Origin of the sequence: Hydrogenophaga crocea (assembly GCF_011388215.1) — a bacterium.
Lineage (GTDB): Bacteria > Pseudomonadota > Gammaproteobacteria > Burkholderiales > Burkholderiaceae_C > Hydrogenophaga > Hydrogenophaga crocea.
The window spans coordinates 1,579,049-1,598,830 of sequence record NZ_CP049989.1 but is presented as its reverse complement, the minus strand read 5'-3'; the positions used below and the strand labels follow the sequence as shown (position 1 = coordinate 1,598,830).

The following is a 19,782-nucleotide window of genomic DNA, read 5'->3' as shown; positions in this document are numbered from 1 at the left end:
CGCTGGCCCTCGAATGGAGATGCCATGACCGTGACACACGAGGTCTTCAACCAGCCGGCGCCCCTGGCCGATGTGAACCTGTTCGAGACCAACCGGCCGCTGCAGGCCGCGCTGGCCTTCAACGCGCCCGGGCTCGACACCACGGCGCTGCGCGAACTCGGCGCGCTCGCGGGCAGCGCCGAGTACCAGACCCATGCGCGCCTGGCCAACGTGTTCACGCCCCAGCTCAAGACCCACAGCCGCGTGGGGCAACGCATCGACCAGGTGGAGTTCCACCCGAGCTACCACGCGCTGATGCGCGCGGCCGTGGGTGCGGGCCTTCATGGCGCGGCCTTTGCGCCCGAAGCGCGGGCCACGGGCCATGCGCACCTGCGGCGCGCGGCCGGCTTCATGCTGTTCACCGAGCTCGAGCCCTCGATCCTGTGCCCGATCTCCATGAGCTACGCGGTCACGCCCGCGCTGCAGGGCAATGCGGCGATCTACGGCGACTGGGCGCCGCAGCTCACCAGCCGCGCCTACGACCCGGCGCTCAAGGTCTGGCGCGACAAGCCCGGCGCCACCATGGGCATGGGCATGACCGAGAAGCAGGGCGGCTCCGACGTGCGCGCCAACACCACGCATGCCGAGCCCGCGGGCGAGGACGCCTGGGGCCGGCGCTTCGTGGTCACGGGCCACAAGTGGTTTTTCTCGGCGCCCATGTGCGACGCCTTCCTCATCCTCGCGCAGACCGCGAGCGGCCTGAGCTGCCTGTTCCTGCCGCGCGTGCTGCCCGACGGCTCGCTCAACGCGATCGCGATCCAGCGGCTGAAGGACAAGCTCGGCAACAAGGCCAACGCGAGCTCCGAGGTCGAGTTCCTCGGCGCCAGCGCCTGGCTGGTGGGCGAGGAGGGCCGCGGCGTGCCGCAGATCCTCGCCATGGGCACGCTCACGCGGCTGGACTGCGCGCTGGGCACCAGCGGTCTGATGCGCCAGGCCTTGTCCATCGCGCTGAACCACACCACGCAGCGCAAGGCCTTCGGCAAGTTCCTGATCGACCAGCCGCTGATGAAGAACGTGCTGGCCGATCTGGCGCTGGAAAGCGAAGCCGCCACCGCGCTCGCGCTGCGCCTGGCGCGCGCCTTCGACCGCCCCGACGACGCCCACGAGGCCGTGATGGCGCGCCTGCTCACGCCCGTGGCCAAGTTCTGGATCTGCAAGCGCGGCAGCCACTTCGCGCAGGAGGCCATGGAATGCCTGGGCGGCAATGGCTACGTGGAGGAGGGCGGCGAAGGCATCATGGCGCGCATCTACCGCGAGATGCCGCTCAACTCGATCTGGGAAGGCGCGGGCAACATCATGGCGCTCGACCTGCTGCGCGCGATCCGCAAGGCCGATGCCGCCGCCGCGCTCGCGCACGAACTGGCGCCCGCCAAAGGCATGCACCCCGCGCTCGACCACCTGGCCGCGCGGCTGCCGCTGCGCGTGGAAGAAATGGCCACCGAAATGGAGGCGCGCCGCCTCGCCCAGGACGTGGCGCTGGCGGTGCAGGCCGCGCTGCTCGCGCAGACCGCGCCCGCGGCCGTGTTCCACGCCTTCTGCGATTCCCGCATCGGCGGGCACTGGGGCCACAGCTTCGGCTCGCTGTCCGCGGGCACCGAGGTCGACGCCATCCTCGCGCGCGCGCTGCCGCGCTAACCTCACGGCCATGCACGCCACCACCATGCACGACCTGATCCTGCACCACTACCCCATGTCGCCGTTCGCCGAGAAGGTGCGCCTCATGCTCGGCTTGAAGGGCCTGGCCTGGCACAGCGTGCACATCCCGGCCGTCATGCCCAAGCCCGACGTGATCGCGCTCACCGGCGGCTACCGCAAGACGCCCATCCTGCAGATCGGCGCCGACATCTACTGCGACACCGCGCTGATCGCCGACGTGCTCGAACACCGCGTGGCCGAGCCGCCGCTGTTCCCCGCGCACGCGCGAGGGCTCTCGCGCGCGCTCGCGCAGTGGGCCGACACGCCGCTGTTCTGGGCCTCCATGGCCTACACGCTCAGCCCCAAGGGCGCGGCCGCGATGTTCGCCAACCGCCCGCCCGGCGAGGGCCAGGCCTTCGCCGCCGACCGCGCGGCCATGCGCACGAACATGACGCTGCTGCGCCCGGCCGACGGCACCAGCGCCTACCGCAGCTACCTGCGCCGCCTGGCGAACATGCTCGACGACCAGCCCTACCTGCTGGGCGAGGTGCCCTGCATCGCCGACCTCGCGGCCTACCACCCGCTGTGGTTCACGCGCACGCTCAACCCCGTGCTGGCCGACATCTTCGACGCCACGCCCGACGTGCTCGAGTGGATGGACCGCATCGCCGCCATCGGCCATGGCCGGCCGCAGCGCCTGAGCAGCACCGAGGCCGTGGGCATCGCCCACGCGGCCACGCCCGAGCCCATCCGGCCCGACGAGGTGTTCCAGGACGACCACGGCATTCCCCTGGGCAGCCGCGTGAGCGTGGCCGCCGAGGCCTTCGGCACCGAGGCCACCGAGGGCACCCTGGTGGGCGCCACGCGCACGCGCTACACCCTGGAACGCCACGACGAGCGCGCGGGCTCGGTGCACGTGCACTTCCCGCGCGTGGGCTATGTGCTGAAGGAAATCAAGGCTTGACCCCGTCCGACATCCGCTGGCGCTGCCTGCCCTTTGCCGACCTGGGCCCGCACGCGCTGTACGCGCTGCTGCGCCTGCGCACCGAGGTCTTCGTGATGGAGCAGCAGTGCCTGTTCCAGGACATGGACGGCGCCGACCCCGACTGCCACCACCTGCTGGGTGAGCACGACGGCCGCCTGCTGGCTTACGCGCGCCTGGTGCCCGCCGGCCTCAAGTTCAGCGAGGCCAGCATCGGCCGCGTGGTGAGCGACCCGGCCGCGCGCGGCACCGGCCTGGGCCATGTGCTCATGCGCGAGGCCGTGCAGCACCTGCAGCGGCTCTGGGGCGCGCAGCCCATCCGCATCGGCGCGCAGGCGCGTCTGCAGGCCTTCTACGAGCAGCACGGCTTCGTGCGCGATGGCGACATCTACCTGGAGGACGGCATCGACCACATCGAGATGCTGCGCCGCTGACCCCCACAACCCAACGAGGAGACACAACCATGATGCAGGACTTTGCCGGCCGGACCGCGGTGCTCACGGGCGCGGGCTCGGGCTTCGGGCTCGAATGCGCGCGCATCGGCGCGGGCCTGGGCATGAACCTGGTGCTGGTCGACGTGCAGGCCGACGCGCTCGAACGCGCCGAGGCCGAGATGAAGGCCGCGGGCGTGAAGGTGCTGGCGCGCCGCGTCGACGTGTCCGACGCCGCGCAGATGGATGCCCTGGCGCGCGACGTGCACACCACCTTCGGCGCACCGCACTTCGTCTTCAACAACGCAGGCGTGGGCTCGGCCGGCATGATCTGGGAGAACTCGGTCAAGGACTGGGAGTGGGTGCTGGGCGTGAACCTGTGGGGCGTGATCCATGGCACGCGACTGTTCACCCCGATGATGCTGGCCGCCGCCAAGGCCGACCCGCAGTGGCGCGGCCACATCGTGAACACCGCGAGTATGGCGGGCCTGCTCACCCCGCCCAACATGGGCATCTACAACGTGGCCAAGCACGCGGTGGTGGCCTTCAGCGAAACGCTCTACCAGGACCTGCGCCTGGTCACCGACCAGATCGGCGCGAGCGTGTTGTGCCCGTACTTTGTGCCCACGGGCATCAGTCAGAGCCACCGCAACAAGCCCGCCGAACTGGCCGACGAGAAGCCCACCCGCAGCCAGCTGATCGGCCAGGCCATGACCGACAAGGCCGTGAGCTCGGGCAAGGTCACGGCGGCCGAGGTGGCCGGCCGCGTGTTCGACGCGCTGCGCGAGGACCGCTTCTACATCTTCAGCCACCCCCGGGCGCTGGGCAACGTGCGCTCGCGCATGGAGGCCATCGTGAACGCCACCAACCCGCCCGACCCTTTCCTGGAGCGGCCCGAGGTGGGCGAGCAACTGCGCCAGGCGCTGCGCGCCGGCTGATCAGCCCCGCGCGGGCGCCCCGGCCAGTGCCTCGGCCAGCGCCTGCGCCGACAGCGGCGCGCAGCCTTCGGCCTTGTTGCTGATGGTGACGAAGGCGTTCTGCCCCGCGCCCGTGACGCCGCGCAGCGTGCGCACCAGCAGCGCGCGCGTGTCTTCGTCCACGTCGTGGATGCGGTCGTAGGGTGCGTACTCGCGTTGCGCGTCTTCATAGCCGTACGCGCCGTGCAGCGGGTTGAGATTCCAGCGGCACACCAGCGGCCCCGGCCAGAGCGCACGCAGCAGCGGCAGCTGTTCGGCCAGGCGCGGCATCTTGGCGTGCAGGCCCAGGCAGTAGGTGGCGCCGCTGTCGCGCAGCACCGCGGCCAGCGCGGGCGCGACCTCGGGCGACAGCCATTCGGGGTTGCGCACCTCGACCGCGATCACGCCATCGGGCGTGGCACTGCGCACGTCGGGCAGCGCCTGGAGCAGCGCGCGCAGGCGCTCGAGCACGTGCGGCAGGCGTTGCAGCTGCGCGAAAGGCAGGGGGCTGAGCTGGAACACCAGGGGGCCGGTGCGCTCGCCCAGGCCCGCGAGCGCGGGCTGCACGAAGGCCTGCACGGCCGCCGCCGGGTCGAGGAACAGCGGGTTGGGCTGGCGGCCCTGGCCGTCTTCGCCACGCACCAGCGCGTCGGTCACCAGGGCCGGGGCCTTCACCACGAAGCGGAAGTCCGCCGGCACCTGGGCCGCGTAGCGCGCGTACTCGGCCTCGGTGAGCGGGCGGTAGAAGCCGCGGTCGATGCCCACGGTGCGCAGCAAGGGGTGCTGCGCGTAGGCCGACAGGCCCTGCCGGGCCAGCGTGGACTCGGCGTACTCGCGCGCCCACACGATGCCGGCCCAGCCCGGGTAGCTCCACGAGGAGCTGCCCAGGCGCAGCCGCGGCGGCAGGGCCTGGGCGAGCGTGCGCAGCGCCGGCCCGTGCTCAGCGGGCTGCACGCCGCGGGCGGGCGCCGGCGGCGGCGCATCGGGATCGGGGAACAGCGGGTTCTGCATCGGGCGCGATCATCGCCGGCCCGGGGCACGCCAGCGTACCAGCCATTCGCGCCAGCCTGGCCGGGCGCTGGCCGCCGGCGGCACGGAATCGGGACCACCAGCGGCCTCGTCGGGCTCGGGCTCCGGCAACGGCACGGCCACCGGCCGGTGGCGCTGCAGCGCGCCCTCGATCGCGCGGCGCAGGCTGTCGCGGGTGGTGGGCAGGGTGACGAAGCGGTGGATCAGGCCTTCGTTGATCAGGTGCTGCAGGCCCAGCGCGTCCTGCGAGGCGCTGCAGACCACCACCGCCGGGCGCTGCTGGCGCCGCCGCAGCGCGCGCACCAGGGCCGCGGTGTCGCCCGACAGGGGCACCTGCTGCACGAGCACCACGGCCACGCGGCGCTGGGCCAGCAGCGTGAGCGCATCGGCGGCGTCGTCGGCCGCCAGGGGGCGGGCCAGGCCCTCGCAGGCGTCCTGGCAAAGCGCGGCCAGCGCCGCATCGGCCTGCACCAGCAGCAGCTCGGGCAAGTGCTCGGCGAGCGTGTCGGGTGCGGTGGCCTGGAAATCGCTCCAGCCCATGCGGCTCATGCGCGCCAGCCGCGCGGCCTCCTGCACGGCCTGCAGCAGCTTCTGGGTGTCCCAGGGTTTGCTGATGAAGCGGAACACATCGCCCTCGTTGATCGCGGCCACCACCGCGTTGAAATCGGCGTACCCGGTGAGCAAGAGCCGCACGGAATGGGGCGACAGCACCTTGGCCTGCTGCAGGAACTCGGTGCCGCTCATGCCGGGCATGCGCTGGTCCGACAGGATCACGTCGAAGCGGTCGCCGCGCAGCAGCGCCAGCGCCTGCGCGCCGTCCGAGGCCACGGCCACTTCGAATTCCCGGCTCAATTGCCAGCGCAGCGCGCGCAGCAGGGCAGGCTCGTCGTCGACACACAGCACTTTGGGCAACGCGTGGGATTTCATGGCGGGCGGTGGCTGAAACCGCGGGATGCTAGGCAGGGCATACGGCCCTCCGGATACTGCTACGGCAGTATTTCGGACCGCTGCGCGTGAACAAGTGCCCGGCCCGCGCCGGGGCTTGCCGCGACCGCCGCGCCCGGGCGTTTTCGAATGGCGGGCCGCGGGTGCTGTGGCACACTCGCGCGCTTTCCCCGTGGCCGGCCGGCCCCGCCGTCGGCCGCCACCGCTTCGACCCGAGACATGCAGAAGATCGTTGCGCAGATCGCGCAGGACCTGAAGGTCCGCGAATCCCAGGTGCAGGCCGCCGTGGACCTGCTCGACGGTGGCGCCACCGTCCCCTTCATCGCCCGTTACCGCAAGGAAGCCACCGGTGGCCTCGACGACGTGCAGCTGCGCGAACTCGACGGCCGGCTGGCCTACCTGCGCGAGCTCGAAGACCGCCGCGCCACGGTGCTCAAGAGCATCGAGGAGCAGGGCAAGCTCACGCCCGAACTGCGCGCCGCGATCGAGGCCGTGCCGACCAAGCAGGAGCTCGAAGACCTGTACCTGCCCTACAAGCCCAAGCGCCGCACCAAGGGCATGATCGCGCGCGAAGCGGGCATCGAGCCGCTGGCCGACGCGCTCTGGGCCGACCCCACGCTCGACCCCGCGGCCGAAGCCGCGGCCTACGTGAAGGCCGAGAAGGGCGAGGACGGCAGCGACTTCACCACCACCGCCGCCGTGCTCGACGGCGTGCGCGACATCCTCTCCGAGCGCTGGGCCGAAGACGCCACGCTCGTGAAGGCGCTGCGCGAATGGCTCTGGGCCGAGGGCCTGTTCACCAGCAAGCTCGTGGCGGGCAAGGATCAAAACGCGCCCGAGGTCGCCAAGTTCCGCGATTACTTCGACTACAGCGAGCCGATCGCGCGCGTGCCCTCGCACCGCGCGCTCGCGGTGTTCCGCGGCCGCACGCTCGAACTGCTCGACGCCAAGCTGACCCTGCCCGAAGAGGCGGTGCCCGGCCAGCCCAGCCTGGCCGAAGGCCGCATCGCCCTGCACCTGGGCTGGCGCCACCAGGGCCGCCGGGCCGACGACCTGCTGCGCAAGTGCGTGGCCTGGACCTGGCGCGTCAAGCTCAGCCTCTCCAGCGAGCGCGACCTGTTCGCGCGCCTGCGCGAGAGCGCCGAGGCGGTGGCGATCCAGGTGTTCGGCAACAACCTGCGCGACCTGCTGCTGGCCGCACCGGCCGGCCCCAAGGTGGTGATGGGCCTGGACCCGGGCATCCGCACCGGCGTGAAGGTGGCGGTGGTGGACGCCACCGGCAAGCTGGTGGACACGGCCACGGTGTACCCGCACGAGCCGCGCCGCGACTGGGACGGCGCGCTGCACACCCTGGGCCAGCTGTGCGCGAAGCACGGCGTGCAGCTCATCGCCATCGGCAACGGCACCGCGAGCCGCGAGACCGACAAGCTCGCGGCCGACCTGCTCAAGCGCCACCCGGGCGCGCAGAAGGTGGTGGTGAGCGAATCGGGCGCGTCGGTGTACTCGGCCAGCGAGTTCGCGAGCCAGGAAATGCCCGATGTGGACGTGAGCCTGCGCGGCGCCGCGAGCATCGCGCGCCGCCTGCAGGACCCGCTCGCCGAGCTGGTGAAGATCGACCCCAAGAGCATCGGCGTGGGCCAGTACCAGCACGACGTGAACCAGAGCGAGCTCGCGCGCCAACTCGACGCGGTGGTGGAAGACTGCGTGAACGCGGTCGGCGTGGACCTGAACACCGCGAGCGTGCCGCTGCTCTCGCGCGTGTCGGGCCTGTCGGGCGCGGTGGCCAAGGCGGTGGTGCGCTGGCGCGAGTCGCACGGCGCGTTCCGCAGCCGCCAGCAACTGCTCGAGGTGAGCGGCCTGGGCGCCAAGACCTTCGAACAATCGGCGGGCTTCCTGCGCATCCGCGACGGCGACAACCCGCTCGACATGACCGGCGTGCACCCCGAGAGCTACCCGGTGGTGCAGAAGATCATCGAGACCACCGGCCAGCCCGTGCAGTCGCTGCTGGGCCGCGCCGACATGCTGGGCAGGCTGCGCCCCGAGCTGTTCGCCAACGAGACGGTGGGCGTGATCACCGTCAAGGACATCCTCAAGGAGCTCGAGAAGCCCGGCCGCGACCCGCGGCCCGACTTCCAGGTGGCGCGCTTCAACGAGGGCGTGGAAGACATCGCCGACCTGCGCGAGGGCATGGTGCTCGAGGGCACGGTGAGCAACGTGGCCCAGTTCGGCGCCTTCGTCGACCTGGGCGTGCACCAGGACGGCCTGGTGCACGTGAGCCAGCTCAGCCACAAGTTCGTCAACGACGCGCGCGAGGTCGTGAAGACCGGCGACATCGTGAAGGTCAAGGTGCTCGAGGTGGACGCGGCGCGCAAGCGCATCTCGCTCACCATGAAGCTCGACGCCATGCCCGCGCGGCGCGGCGACGGCCCGCGCGACAACCGCTTCGAGCCGGCGCGCGGCGGCGGGCGCGGGCGCCAGGAGCCGGCGGCCCCGTCGGCCATGGCCTCGGCCTTCGCGAAGCTCAAGCGCTGAGGGCGGGGCCCGCCGCGCGGGCACAGACGGCGCTGCCAGGCGGCTGGACGGTAGGCAAATCCCCATCAAGTCCGGCCGCGATCTGCCGATGACCCAGGAAGAAATTCCTGGTCTCTTCGCGCGTCAATCCATGGACTTACAAGCCCTGCTCAATTACCCGGGCGCCTTGCCCGCGATGTCGCGCACCGTCGCCGATCTCATGTCGGAGATGAACAAGGACGATCCGAGCCCGCGCCGCGTGGGCGAGCTGATCGCCCAGGACCCCTCGCTGACCACGCGCGTGCTGCGCCTGTCCAACTCCTCGTTCTTTCGCGCCAGCCGCAAGATCGGCGACGCCCACGAGGCCGTGGCCATGCTGGGCATGACCCACGTGCGCTCGCTGGTGATGGCGGCCGCGCTGGGCTCGAGCTTCAAGAACGTGCCCGGGGTGAACCTGCCGCAATTCTGGCGCTACAGCCTGCGCGCGGCCGACATCTCGAAGTCGCTCGCGGGCCTGCTGCGCCTGAACGAGGCCAACGCCTACACCGCGGGCCTGATCCACGCCATCGGCGATCTGGTGATGCACATCGCCATGCCCGACGACATCGGTCCGCTCGACATGGGCACGCCGCCGCTGGACCTGCAGCGCGCAAGCGCCGAACGCAACCGTTTTGGCTACACCTACGCCGAGGTGGGTGCCGGCATGGTGGAGCGCTGGAACTTCCCCGAAGCCATCGTGAATGCGCTCAAGCACCAGACCGAGCCCTTCGAGGGCGAGGTCTACGAGCCGCTGGCGGGCGTGCTGCACCTGGCCTCGTGGCGCGCGCGCGCCGAAGAGATCCAGCTCGACGACAGCGGTCTGGCCGCGACCTTCCCGGACATGGTCGGCATCTCGCTCGGTCTCGATCTGGGCGCGGTGCTGGGCAAGGACCCCGAGGAGTGGTCGTTCGAGGACGCGCTCGCGGCCTTCGTGGATTGAATCGAAAGTCCTCAAGTTCTCCTGCCGTCCATCGATAAAGCAGGCAACAGGTCACACTTCAATTGCGGGTACTGCCATGAACCTCGAAAAGCTCCTCAAGCAACCTCAGGCCCTACCGTCGGTCCCCAAGGTCGTGCGCCAGCTGATCGACACCTTCGAGCAGCCCGACGTGGACCCGATGCGCGTGGCCTCGCTGATCGAAGAAGACCCGGTGCTCACGGCCAAGCTGCTCAAGACCGCCAACTCGGCCTTCTTCGGTCTGTCGCGCAACGTGACCAATGCGCGCGAGGCCATGAACATCCTGGGCCTGATCAAGGTGCGCGCCCTGGTCGTGGCCAGCGCCCTGGGCGAAGGCTTCCACACCGTCGGTGGCGTCAACCTCAACCAGTTCTGGCGCTACAGCCTCAATGCCGCCAACCTGGCGCGCTACATCGCGCTGCCGATCCGCATCGACGAGAACACCGCCTTCACCGCGGGCCTGATCCACGGCGTGGGCGAGCTCGTGATGCACGTGGGCATGCCCGAGGCCATGATCGAGCTCGATCGCGCCGTGCCCATGCTCGACCTCAAGCGCGCCCGCGCCGAGCGCAGCCTGTTCGGCTACAGCTACGCCGAGGTGGGGGCCGCGCTGGCGCGCGAATGGAAGTTCCCGCGCCGCATGATCAACGCCATCGAACACCAGACCGCGCCGTTCGACAACGACGTGTACGAGCCGATCGCGGGCGTGATCCACATCGCCTCGTGGCGCGCGCGCGCCGAGGAGCAGGACATGCGCGGCGAGCTGCTGATCAACACCTACCCCGATCCCGTGGGCCTGGTGCTGGGCATCGACCCCGACACCGTGGTCGCCGACCGCATTCCCTCGATCTCGCGCGAGACCGACTTCGACGAGCCCGAAGAACCCGCGGCCGCAAACAACAAGGATTCGGTCGCGCACTGAGCAGCGGCCCCGACGGCAGGCCCGCGGCTCGCGGACAATCCGCGCCATGCGAGCACTGCGCCTCTACGCCGGGCCCCTGGCCCTGCAACACCTGCGAGACCACGGCCTGCGCCCCGACCATGTGGGCGTGATCCCGGCCGCCGCCGGCGGCCCCAAGGGCCTGATCCTCGGGCCCATCGACCGGCTGCTGTTCGGCCACTGGCTGCGCGATGCGCCCCAGACCATCCACCTCATCGGCGCCTCCATCGGCGCCTGGCGCATGGGCACGGCCTGCCTGCGCGACCCGGTGGCCGCGCTCGAGCGGCTCGAGCACGACTACATCCACCAGCACTTCGAGCTGCCCCCGGGCCAGCGCCGCCTCACGGCGCAGCAGGTCAGCGAGGCCTTCTCGGCCAACCTGCAGGCCTTCTACGGCGGGCGCGTGGACGAGGTGCTGCAGCACCCGCGCTGGCGGCTGCACATCGTGACCTCGCGCGGGCTGCGCCTGCTGGCGCGCGACGGCCGCTGGCGCACGCCGCTGGGCTACATGGGCGCTTTCGCGGCCAACGCGCTGCACCGCCGGGCCCTGGGCGGCTGGATGGAGCGCGTGGTGTTTTCAGCGCCCGATGCGCCACTGGGCGGCGTGAGCGCGCTGCCCTTCGGCACGCAGGACCTGCGCACGCGCCAGATCCCGCTCGGCCCGGGCAACTTCATGCCCGCCATGCAGGCGAGCTGCTCCATTCCCTTCGTGCTGCGGCCCGTGGCCGACATCCCCGGCGCGCCCCAGGGCACCTACTGGGACGGCGGCATCACCGACTACCACCTGCACCTGCGCTACCACGCCAGGCCCGAGGCCCCGATCGTGCTCTACCCGCACTTCCAGAAGGCGGTGGTGCCGGGCTGGCTCGACAAGGCCTGGAAGCGGCGCCACCGCAGCAGCGACGCGCTCGACCACATGCTGGTGCTCGCGCCCGACCCGGCCTGGGTGCGCACGCTGCCCAACGGCAAGCTGCCCGACCGAACCGACTTCCAGCGCTACGGCCAGGACCTGGGCGCGCGCGTGGCGGTGTGGCAGGCCGCCGTGAAGGCCGCGCAGCAACTGGCCGACGAGCTGGGCGAGTGGCTGGCGCGCCCCGACCCGTCGCGCGTCGAAGCGCTCTGAACCGCGCCCGGCCCGCGGCCTGCCGGGCGGGATAATCGCGCCGTGACCGCCGCCTACCTCACCGCCGCCCTCTACCAGTTCGTCGACCTGCCCGACCACGCCGAGTGGCGCGAGCCCCTGCAGGCGCTGTGCGCCTCGCACGGCGTCAAGGGCACGCTGCTGCTGGCGCGCGAAGGCATCAACGGCACCATCGCCGGCCCCGAGGCGGGCGTGCGCGCCGTGCTCGACTGGCTGCGCCGCGACCCGCGCCTGGCGCGGCTTCAGCACAAGGAATCGTGGTCGCCCACGCCGCCGTTCCACCGCCTCAAGGTGCGCCTCAAGCGCGAGATCGTGACGCTGGGCGTGCCCGGGCTCGATCCCACGCGCACCGTGGGTGAGTACGTGAAGCCGGCCGACTGGAACGCGCTGATCGGCCAGCCCGACGTGCTGCTCATCGACACGCGCAACGACTACGAGGTCAAGATCGGCAGCTTCGAGGGCGCGATCAACCCGGGCATCCGCAGCTTCACCGAACTGCCGGCCTGGCTCGCGCAGCAGCAGGCGCTGCAGGCCGACAAGAAGACCCGCGTCGCCATGTTCTGCACCGGGGGCATCCGCTGCGAGAAGTCCACCGCGCTGCTCCGGATGCAGGGCTTCGAGTCCGTCTACCACCTCGAGGGCGGCATTCTCAAGTACCTCGAAGAGGTCCCGCCCGAGCAGAGCCGCTGGCAGGGCGAGTGTTTTGTGTTCGACGAGCGCGTGAGCGTTGGCCATGGCCTCAGGCCCGGGGCCTCGTCGCTGTGCCGCTCCTGCCGCTGGCCGCTGAGCGACGAGGACCGCCGTTCACCGCTGTACCAGGAAGGGGTGAGCTGTCCGCACTGCCACGCCCAGCGCAGCGACGAGGATCGGGCCCGGCTGGCCGAGCGCCACCGCCAGGTGGAGCTGGCGCGCCGCCGCGGCCGCCCGCACATCGGCTCGGCCGTGCCGCTGCCTCCGCCGCCTCAAGCGGCCCAGACCCAGAACGCGTCGGCGTCCGACTCGCCGACCGACTGAGACGCACCCGCGCGCGCGGCCGTGGCCTCGCCGGGCCGATCACCCAGCACCTGCCGCAGGCGGCGCCCCGCGGGCGACAGCTTGAGCCAGGCGCCCGCGTGCAACAGGGCCTGTTCACACACCTCGGGCTGGGGCGCGCTCAGCCAGCGCGCGGCCGAGGCTGCGGCCATGGCCAGCAGCCGCTTGGCCGTGGAGGGCGGGGCACCGCGCCAGGCGCTCACCATCAGCGCCTGCGCACGCACCGGGTCGCCTTCGAGCAGGGCCAGCGAGGCGTTGACGGCCGTGAGCAGCGCGGTGCGCGATCGTCCCGTCGGGCCCTCGGGGGCCTGCAGCAGGCCGCGCCAGCGCATGAGCGCGTGGCGCGAGCGGGCCTGCAGCGCGGTGTCGATCGCGAACAGCCAGGCGTCGTCGCGGAACCAGATGCCGGCCTGAGAGAGCGCGGGCCAGGCCTTTTCGATCAGGGGGAGGGCGTTCGCGTGCTGGGCGTGCAGCGCCAGCCGCCGCGCCTGCAGCCAGGCGAGCACGGCCTGCGGGCGCGGCTCGTCGCGCGCGGGGTCGGCCCCGAGCGTGGCCACGCAGGCGTCGAGCGTGGGGTGTTCGCCCAGGCGTGCGCTGAGGTCGCCCAGCGTGAGCAGGCACAGCGGGCGGATGCCCGTCCAGCCGCAGCGCTGGGCCAGTTCGTGGGCCCGCTTCATGCGCTGCCAGGCGAGGTTGAGTTCACCGTCTTCGGCGCGGAGCATGCCGCACAGGTTGAGCAGCAGGGCCTGCAGCCCGTCGGTGGCGACGAGGGCGTCGATGCTGGCGTCCAGGCGCTCGATGCCCGCGAGCTCGACCACTTCACCGCCGCTCAGGCGGTGCTCGAGCTGCGACAACAGCCACCAGCGGCGCGCCGCGGAGGTCGGCACCACGTCGCGCGACAGCAGGGCCTGACGCCACCAGTCGGGCGTGTCCACCACCGATTGCGTGGCGCACAACAGGTGCGCGGCCACCGCGGCCGCGCGCTGCGCCCGCACCGGCCAGTGCGGCCGTGCGAGCCGGGCCATGGCGCGCTGCACGCGTGCGGCCACGCCGCGGGTGTCGCCCCGGTGCCATTCGGCCTGGGCGGCCGCGAGATCGGCCCAGGACTCGGTGTCGGAGTCGCCCGTGGCGTGGGCCTGGTCGCGCAGCTGCAGCGCCTGCGAAAGCGCCGCCGGGTCGCCGCGCCACGCGGCCTCCATCACCAGATCGGCCTGCTGGGCCGGCGTGGACTGCACGAGCGGCATGGTCCAAACACTGGACAGCGTGGGCCCGCCGTCGCCCAGGGTGGGCGGCGTGGCGTGCGACAGCGAGGCCAGGCGCTCCCAGCGCATGTCTTCAGAGGCGTCGGACGGGCTCGCAAGCATGTCTTGCAGGCGCACCAGCCAGGCCGCCGACTCGGCCGCGCGCCACACCGCCTGGAACGGCGAGGACGAACTCGCGCGCAGGCGCACCGGCGATGAGGGTTCGATGAGCAGGTCGAGGCAGGCGTCAAACCCCTGGGGCCCTGGCGCCACCTCGCAGCGCGCTTCGGGCGGGCGCAACGGCCCGCGCTCGGGCGGTGTGCCGTGGATGGCGATGCCGTGGCTGTTGAGGGCCCAGGCGCCGAACGCGCCCAATGCCGACGGCAGCCAGGCCGGCGCGCCGGGCATGTTGCGCAGCCGGGGCTCTTCCCAGCTCCAGGCCTTGGCCCCCGAGGGTGCCTGCAGCTCGGCGGGCTCGATGCGCCGGTGCAGCACCTCGCCCACCACGCGGTAGCCCACCCGGTGCACGGTGCGCAATGGCCCGTCGGTGCCGTCGGCCAGGCGCAGTGCCTTGCGCACCTTGAGCACGCTCTGGGCGATCACCGACATGGTCACGAAGCGGTTCGACCAGACGTTGTCGAGCAGCTCTTCCTTGCTCACGACACGGCCGGCGTGGCGCAGGAGGTAGACGAGGAGATCAAAACAGCGCCGCTCCATGGGCCGCACGATGTCTTCGCATCGGAGTTCGCGGCGGTCCGTGCGCAGCACGAACGCGCCGAAGCGGAACTCTTCCGCGGTCCACGCGGCGTCGTGGGACGCGGCGTCGCGGGCATCGCGCCAGCGCCTCGCGCTGCCCCCATTGCTGTGCTTGGGCATGACGGCTTTCCTCACCTGAAAAGGCGATTAAAGCACTGCCAAAGTCGTCAGTTTTTCGTGATCTAGGGGGGTGATATGTACGTCAAAAGTGAATCAGGTCCAGGACGCTTCGAGCATCTCGCGGTAGTCCTCGGGCGTGGCCAGGCGGGGATTCGTCTTGTGGCAGTGATCGGCCAGCGCGCCGTCGATCACGCGATCGAACACGCCCGGGTCCACGCCCATGGCGCGCAGCCCCGGCGGCAGGCCGAGCCGCGCGCCCATATCGCGCACGGCCTCGGCCACATCGCCGATGGATCCAAGACCCATGGCCTCGGCCATGCGCTGGAGGCGCTGCTCTTTCTGCATCGATTCGGTGGCGGCGTTGAAGCCGATCACCGCGGGCAGGAAGACGGCATTGAGCGTGCCGTGGTGCAGGCGGGGGTTGATGCCACCCAGGCTGTGGCTGAGGCTGTGCACACAACCCAGGCCTTTCTGGAACGCCATGGCGCCCTGCATGCTCGCGCTCATCATGTTCAGGCGGGCCTCGCGGTCGTTGCCGTTGCGGGTGGCGCGCTCGATGTGGGCCCAGCCGCGGCGCAGCCCGTCGAGGGCGATGCCGTCGGCCGGCGGGTTGAAAGCCGCGCTCATGAAGGTCTCCATGCAATGGGCGATGGCGTCCATGCCCGTGGCCGCCGTGAGCAGCGGCGGCAGGCCCAGCGTGAGCTCGGGATCGAGCAGGGCGGTGCGGGGCACCAGGTGCCAGCTGTGGAAGCCGAGCTTGCGGCCGTCGTCCACGATGATGATGGCGCCGCGCGCGACCTCGCTGCCGGTGCCTGCGGTGGTGGGCACCGCGATCAGCGGCGGCACGGCGGCCGTGATCCTGGGCGAGCCGCCTTCGATGGTGGCGTAGGTCTTGAGCGGGCCTTCGTGTGTGGCCGCAATGGCCACGCCCTTGGCGCAGTCGATGGCGCTGCCGCCGCCGAGCGCGATCAGGCCGTCGCAGCCTTGCGAGCGGTACAGATCGGCCGCGGCGCGCACCGCGGCCTCGGTGGGGTTGGACGGGGTCTGGTCGAACACCACGGGCCGCAGGCCCGGCAGGGCCGCCAGCAGACGATCGAGCAGGCCCGCGGCCTTCACGCCGGCATCGGTCACCACCAGCGGCCGGCCCATGCCGATGCGCTCGCACTCGGCCTGCAATTGGGCCAGCGCGCCGAAGTCGATGACGATGTTTGTCACGTACAGGATCTGGGGCATGGGTGTCTCCGGTTATGTTTCGGGCTTCGCCGCGCACTATAGGCAAGCCGCCCGCGAAGGCGGTCGCCCAAAAGACAAAGCACGCATGTCCCACCCCCGTCCACCGCGCCATCGGCTCACGCCGGCCATGCGCGGCCTCATCGAGCGCATCGAGCGCGCCGGCTACCCGCCGTTCCACACCCTCGCGCCCCACGAGGCGCGCGCGGCCTACGCGCAAAGCGCGGGCGTGCTCGACGTGCGGCCCGCACCCTTGCCGCGCGAGACCGCACTCGAGATTTCCACGCGCGACGGCGCACGCCTGCCCGCCAGGCTCTATGCGCCCGAGGCCGATGCGGCCCTGCCGGTCCTGCTCTACTTCCATGGCGGCGGCTTCACCATCGGCAGCGTGGCCACGCACGAGCCGCTGTGCCGCACCCTGGCCCACGGCGCGGGCTGCGCGGTGGTGTCGGTCGACTACCGCCTGGCCCCCGATGCGAAGTTTCCGACCGCGGTGCACGACGCCTGGGACAGCCTGCAATGGCTGCGCGCTCAGGCCGCGGCGCTCGGGCTGGACGCGGCCCGCATCGCGGTGGGCGGGGACAGTGCCGGCGGCACGCTGAGCGCCGTGACCGCGATCGCCGCGCGCGATGCCGGTCAGACCCTGGCGCTGCAACTGCTGTTCTACCCGGGCTGCGCGGGCCACCAGGACACGCCCTCGCACCACAGCTTCGCGCATGGCTACCTGCTGGACGAACCGCAGATCAGCTACTTCTTCGGCCATTACCTGCGCGACGCGCGTGACCGCGACGACTGGCGTTTTGCCCCGCTCGACGGCCGCGACGCCGACGGCCAGACACGCGACCTCGAGGGCGTGGCGCCGGCCTGGGTGGGCCTGGCCGAGTGCGATCCGCTCACCGACGAGGGCATTGCCTACGCCGACCGCCTGCGGCTCGCGGGCGTGCCGGTCGATCTCGAGATCTACGCGGGCGTGGTGCACGGCTTCATCCAGTTCGGCCGCGCCATTCCCGAAGCCCTCAAAGCCCACCACGACGCGGCGCGCGCGCTGCGCCGCGCCTTTTCCGGAGAAGCCTGACATGCCGCAACACCAACGCCAGGACTTCCGCCTGTTCCACCGCCTGCGCGTGCGCTGGGCCGAGGTGGACATGCAGAAGATCGTGTTCAACGCGCACTACCTGATGTACTTCGACACCGCCATCACCGACTATTGGCGCGCGTTGGGCATGCCGTACGAAGAAGGCATGGCCAGCCTGGGCGGCGACCTGTACGTCGTGAAGGCCACGGTGGAATTCCACGCCTCGGCGCGCATGGACGACCAGCTCGACGTGGCGCTCAAATGCTCGCGCGTGGGCAACAGTTCGCTGAGCTTTCACGGGGCCATCTTCCGCGGCGACGAGCACCTCATCAGCGGTGAGCTGGTCTACGTGTTCGCCGACCCGGCCACGCAGACCTCACGGCCGGTGCCGGCCGCGCTGCGCGAGCTGCTTCAGGCCTTCGAGGCGCGCGAGGACGTGCTCGAACTGCAGGTCGGCAGCTGGGACCAGCTCGGTGACGGCGCGGCCGGCCTGCGGCGCGCGGTGTTCGTGCAGGAGCAGGGCATCCCGCTCGAACTCGAGATGGACGCGGCCGACGCCACCGCCGTGCATGCCGTGGCACGCAACCGTCTGGGCCAGGTGGTGGGCACGGGCCGGCTGCTGCAGGCCGAACCGGGTGTGGGCAAGATCGGCCGCATGGCGGTGCACCGCGTGCTGCGCGGCAGCAGCGTTGGCCGGCGCGTGCTGCTCGCGCTGATGGAAGCGGCGCGCGCGCGCGGCGACCGCGAGGTGGTGCTGCATGCGCAGCGCAGCGCGGTGGGCTTCTACGACCGGCTGGGCTTTCAGGCGCGCGGCGAGCCGTTCCAGGAGGCCGGCATCGAGCACCTGGAGATGGTCAAGCCACTGTGAAGGCCTCGCGCCGGTGCCGATCGGCCGCGAGCACGGGCCGATCGCTGCCGGGGCCGTGGGTCCATTCGTCCACCTGCAGAACGCCGCTCGAGTGCCAGCGCAGCAGGGTGCTGCTGCGCGTGCCGTAGCGGCGCTCGGGCATGCGCACGAAGGGGCTGGACAGCGCCCGCTCGATCGCCAGCGGCACGCCCGATTGCGGCAGCTCGGCGTCGTCGGCGTGACGGGTGTCTGTGAGGGCATCGGCCAGCACCGGCTCGGCCGCATGGGGTTCGGCCAGCGCCTGCCGCAGCGCCTCGGCCAGCCGCCGGGCCTTGGGCCAGGGCGTGTCGAGCGTGGCGTTGGACAGCGTGTGCACGCCCGCGGACAGCGGCGCGAGGTGCAGCCGCACCGCCTGTGTCTCGGACGGGGGGGCGTGCGGCTGGGCGGGGTCGCGGTTGCTCAACCAGTGCCAGCGGCCGCGGCGCAGGTCGCCCACCACGAGGTTGAAGCCGCCGTAGCGCTCGGCTTCCAGACCGTCGGCGAAACCCTCGGCGTCGGCGCGCGAGTCCAGCCAGCGCGAGACCAGTTCGCCGCGGCTGCGGTCGCCGCGCTCCAGGCCGGGCTGGCGCACGTTGGTGAGCCAGGCCACGCGGCCGCCGGGCGTGAGGCCCATCCAGGTGCCACCCTCGCGCAGGTCGCGGCCCGCGACCACGTCGGCGCCGCCCTCGAGGCGCCAGCGCTGCAGCGGCGCGGTCGGTCGCGCGAAATGCTCGTCGCGGTTGGCCGCCACCAGCAGCGGGCAGTCGGCGGCGGCATCGATCGCGAAGGCGATCAGGCACATGGCGCGTCAGATGTCGTCGGCCAGGGGATAAGGCAGGGGCAGCACCGTGAGGCGGGCCTCGCCCGCGCGCAGCGGCTGGCCATCGCCCGAGCTGGTCTGCATGGACACGATGGCGCGCCAGCCGCCCGCGGGATCGGGCGCGGCCTGCACCACGGTGCCGGTGGGCTGCTCGGCGTCGCTCGGGTGGAACACCTCCTGGCCCGCCTGCACCGCCGCGCTGGCCTGCACCACGTAGGCGCGGCGCTTGAGCGTGCCGCGGAACTGGCTGCGCGCCACCACCTCCTGGCCCGGGTAACAGCCCTTCTTGAAGTTCACGCCGCCGAGCGACTCGTAATTGAGCATCTGGGGCACGAAGGCCTCGACCACGGGCTGGGTGAGCGTGGCCACGCCGCTGGCGGCATCGAGGTAGGCCCAGCGCGCGGGGTCGAGCGCCTGCCCCGCAGGGGCGCTGCCGGCCGGGCCCACCCAGAGCGCGCGCGGCGTGCCATCGGCGGGGTACAGGCGCACCAGGTTCGCCTCACCGTCGGCCCACTGGCTCCAGGGGCTGGCGGGCAGGGCGGCCGGCACGGCATCGCCCGCCAGGCCGTACACGGCGTGCGCCTCGCTCGCGTCGCTGAGCTTCACCTTGGCGCGCAACACGAACATCTGCAGCCGCTTGAGCGTGGCCGCGAGCAGGTCGCGGCTGCACACCAGCAGCACGCGGTCGTGTGCGCGCTTGAAGGCCACGAAGCTCGCGAGCATGCGGCCCTTGGCCGTACAGAAGGCTGCCAGCCGCGCCTCGGACAGGCCGAGCAGGGCAAAGTCCTGCGTGAGCTGGCCTTGCAGGAAGCGGGTCGCCTCCTCGCCTTCCGCGGCGATCACGCCCAGCGAGGGCAGGGCGGCGGCGCCATGCAGGGCGGTCGGCGCGGGGCGGGCGGTGTCGGGGGCGGGAAGGGTGGTCATGCGTTCGATGAGGGGTGGAAAGTCCGTGATCGGTGGCGGGGACCGCCGCAGGACTGATCGGGCGTGCGAATTATCATGACGGGCTTCGCACG

Annotated in this window: 17 protein-coding genes; 11 read left to right on the top strand and 6 right to left on the bottom strand. The window is 71.8% G+C overall.

Features of this window, described 5'->3' with window-relative positions:
* The first annotated feature begins 24 nt into the window (after positions 1-24).
* Genes G9Q37_RS07635 through G9Q37_RS07620 form a run of 4 tightly spaced genes read left to right on the top strand, consistent with a single transcriptional unit; the run spans position 25 to position 4,025 of the window.
* Positions 25-1,674, top strand: a complete 1,650-nt coding sequence (locus G9Q37_RS07635; protein WP_166226619.1) for an isovaleryl-CoA dehydrogenase — start codon at positions 25-27, stop codon at positions 1,672-1,674.
* 25 nt (positions 1,675-1,699) lie between these two features.
* A complete protein-coding gene (locus G9Q37_RS07630) occupies positions 1,700-2,638 on the top strand; it encodes a glutathione S-transferase family protein (protein WP_166231081.1) in 939 nt (312 codons plus the stop codon).
* The gene (locus G9Q37_RS07625) at positions 2,635-3,090 is read left to right on the top strand and encodes a GNAT family N-acetyltransferase (RefSeq protein WP_240936565.1); all 456 of its coding nucleotides are present in this window, start codon (positions 2,635-2,637) and stop codon (positions 3,088-3,090) included. Before G9Q37_RS07630 ends, G9Q37_RS07625 begins: the two co-directional genes overlap by 4 nt.
* A 29-nt stretch (positions 3,091-3,119) precedes the next feature.
* Entirely contained in the window at positions 3,120-4,025 is a 906-nt protein-coding gene (locus G9Q37_RS07620) for an SDR family oxidoreductase (RefSeq protein WP_166226618.1), read from the top strand.
* On the opposite strand, the gene G9Q37_RS07615 is transcribed toward G9Q37_RS07620, so the two are convergent.
* Positions 4,026-5,054 carry a DUF72 domain-containing protein gene (locus tag G9Q37_RS07615; RefSeq protein WP_166226617.1) on the bottom strand — a complete coding sequence of 343 codons (1,029 nt, stop codon included), beginning with the start codon at positions 5,052-5,054 and terminating at the stop codon, positions 4,026-4,028.
* Positions 5,055-5,063: 9 nt separating this feature from the next.
* The gene (locus G9Q37_RS07610) at positions 5,064-5,999 is read right to left on the bottom strand and encodes a response regulator (RefSeq protein ID WP_166226616.1); all 936 of its coding nucleotides are present in this window, start codon (positions 5,997-5,999) and stop codon (positions 5,064-5,066) included.
* Between the two features lie 237 nt (positions 6,000-6,236).
* Between G9Q37_RS07610 and G9Q37_RS07605 the strand changes: the two genes are divergently transcribed.
* The 5 genes from G9Q37_RS07605 to trhO all read left to right on the top strand — a co-directional run bounded on the left by G9Q37_RS07605 (position 6,237) and on the right by trhO (position 12,620).
* The gene (locus G9Q37_RS07605) at positions 6,237-8,549 is read left to right on the top strand and encodes a Tex family protein (RefSeq protein ID WP_166226615.1); all 2,313 of its coding nucleotides are present in this window, start codon (positions 6,237-6,239) and stop codon (positions 8,547-8,549) included.
* A 130-nt stretch (positions 8,550-8,679) separates the two neighbouring features.
* On the top strand, positions 8,680-9,507 hold the full coding sequence (locus G9Q37_RS07600; RefSeq protein WP_166226614.1) for an HDOD domain-containing protein: 828 nt from the start codon (positions 8,680-8,682) through the stop codon (positions 9,505-9,507).
* 76 nt (positions 9,508-9,583) lie between these two features.
* Positions 9,584-10,447 (top strand): HDOD domain-containing protein, encoded by an 864-nt coding sequence (locus G9Q37_RS07595; protein ID WP_166226613.1) that lies wholly within the window; start codon positions 9,584-9,586, stop codon positions 10,445-10,447.
* A gap of 46 nt (positions 10,448-10,493) precedes the next feature.
* Complete coding sequence (locus G9Q37_RS07590; RefSeq protein ID WP_166226612.1) at positions 10,494-11,588, top strand: patatin-like phospholipase domain-containing protein; 1,095 nt, start codon at positions 10,494-10,496, stop codon at positions 11,586-11,588.
* Between the two features lie 42 nt (positions 11,589-11,630).
* The gene (gene trhO / locus G9Q37_RS07585) at positions 11,631-12,620 is read left to right on the top strand and encodes an oxygen-dependent tRNA uridine(34) hydroxylase TrhO (protein ID WP_166226611.1); all 990 of its coding nucleotides are present in this window, start codon (positions 11,631-11,633) and stop codon (positions 12,618-12,620) included.
* Here the strand turns inward: trhO and G9Q37_RS07580 are convergent.
* Both G9Q37_RS07580 and G9Q37_RS07575 read right to left on the bottom strand, forming a co-directional pair.
* The gene (locus tag G9Q37_RS07580; RefSeq protein ID WP_166226610.1) at positions 12,569-14,755 is read right to left on the bottom strand and encodes a winged helix-turn-helix domain-containing protein; all 2,187 of its coding nucleotides are present in this window, start codon (positions 14,753-14,755) and stop codon (positions 12,569-12,571) included. The genes trhO and G9Q37_RS07580 overlap by 52 nt on opposite strands.
* A 93-nt stretch (positions 14,756-14,848) precedes the next feature.
* Complete coding sequence (locus tag G9Q37_RS07575; protein ID WP_166226609.1) at positions 14,849-15,988, bottom strand: iron-containing alcohol dehydrogenase; 1,140 nt, start codon at positions 15,986-15,988, stop codon at positions 14,849-14,851.
* Between the two features lie 85 nt (positions 15,989-16,073).
* Here G9Q37_RS07575 and G9Q37_RS07570 point away from each other — a divergent pair, with 85 nt between their 5' ends.
* Together G9Q37_RS07570 and G9Q37_RS07565 are read left to right on the top strand one after the other, a co-directional pair.
* Complete coding sequence (locus tag G9Q37_RS07570) at positions 16,074-17,060, top strand: alpha/beta hydrolase (RefSeq protein WP_240936563.1); 987 nt, start codon at positions 16,074-16,076, stop codon at positions 17,058-17,060.
* A 1-nt stretch (position 17,061) separates the two neighbouring features.
* Positions 17,062-17,928 carry a YbgC/FadM family acyl-CoA thioesterase gene (locus G9Q37_RS07565; RefSeq protein ID WP_166226608.1) on the top strand — a complete coding sequence of 289 codons (867 nt, stop codon included), beginning with the start codon at positions 17,062-17,064 and terminating at the stop codon, positions 17,926-17,928.
* Here G9Q37_RS07565 and G9Q37_RS07560 read toward each other — a convergent pair.
* Both G9Q37_RS07560 and ygfZ read right to left on the bottom strand, forming a co-directional pair.
* Positions 17,915-18,748: an NRDE family protein gene (locus G9Q37_RS07560; protein ID WP_166226607.1), complete on the bottom strand. Its 834-nt coding sequence runs from the start codon at positions 18,746-18,748 to the stop codon at positions 17,915-17,917. The two genes, G9Q37_RS07565 and G9Q37_RS07560, sit on opposite strands and share 14 nt — an antisense overlap.
* Positions 18,749-18,754: 6 nt before the next feature.
* On the bottom strand, positions 18,755-19,690 hold the full coding sequence (gene ygfZ / locus G9Q37_RS07555) for a CAF17-like 4Fe-4S cluster assembly/insertion protein YgfZ (protein WP_166226606.1): 936 nt from the start codon (positions 19,688-19,690) through the stop codon (positions 18,755-18,757).
* Positions 19,691-19,782 lie beyond the last annotated feature (92 nt).